Raw genomic sequence first — 1,024 nt, 5'->3', positions numbered from 1 at the left:
CGCGGTGGTCGCGCCGATGATGCGCGCGTTGGTGCCGGTACGGCCTCGGCGGGGCCGCGGCGGTGCGGTGGAGACACCGCCGCGGCGCCTTGCCGGGCTGGCCGAGGCCGACCGTGAGCGCGCGCTGACGGATCTGGTTGTGGCCGAGGCAGCGGCGGTGCTCGGCCGCACCGATCGGGAGTCGATCGACCCGGAGCGTGCCTTCAGGGAACTTGGCTTCGACTCATTGATGTCGATCGAGCTGCGTAACCGGCTCGCCACGGCGACCGGGCTGCGACTGCCGACGACCCTCATCTTCGACTATCCGTCGGCGCAGGAGCTGATCGCATACCTTGCCGCCGAGCTGTCCGGCGCCGTCGCGGCGCAGCAGCCAACCGCCGTCGCCGCCGTCGATGGCGACCCGATTGTGATTGTGGGGATGGCGTGTCGTTTTCCGGGTGGGGTGCGGACGGCTGAGGACTTGTGGCGGTTGGTGGTTGACGGCCGCGACGCGATTTCTGCTTTCCCGGTGAATCGGGGTTGGCCGGAGGAGATCTTCGACCCGGATCCCGAGAGGGCCGGGCGGACCTATGTGCGGGAGGGCGGTTTCCTGCACGACGCCGACGAGTTTGACGCGGAGTTCTTTGGGATTTCGCCGCGTGAGGCGTTGGCGATGGATCCGCAGCAGCGACTGTTGCTGGAGACAACCTGGGAGACGTTCGAGAGCGCCGGGATCGACCCGGCGACCGTGCGCGGCAGCCAAACCGGTGTCTTCGCCGGGTTGATGTACCACGACTACGCCCCGCCGGTGCACCAGATGCCCGAGGAGCTGGAGGGCATCCTCCTCACCGGCAACACCGGCAGCGTGCTGTCGGGCCGGCTGGCCTACCAGTTCGGCCTGATCGGGCCTGCGATGACGGTGGATACGGCGTGTTCGTCGTCGTTGGTGGCGTTGCATTTGGCGGTGCAGGCGTTGCGGGGTGGTGAGTGTGTGATGGCGTTGGCTGGTGGGGTGACGGTGATGTCGTCGCCGGGGACGTTTGTG

1 protein-coding gene is annotated in these 1,024 nt (G+C 68.3%); it reads left to right on the top strand.

What is annotated here, in order from left to right; translation table 11 throughout:
- On the top strand, positions 1-1,024 hold a 1,024-nt coding region (locus DM816_RS42025; RefSeq protein WP_162908447.1), incomplete at both ends, for a type I polyketide synthase.

Source organism: Allorhizocola rhizosphaerae (assembly GCF_003426775.1).
GTDB classification, from domain to species: domain Bacteria; phylum Actinomycetota; class Actinomycetes; order Mycobacteriales; family Micromonosporaceae; genus Allorhizocola; species Allorhizocola rhizosphaerae.
The sequence above is the reverse complement of the archived record's forward strand: the minus strand, read 5'-3'. Positions and strand labels throughout refer to the sequence as shown.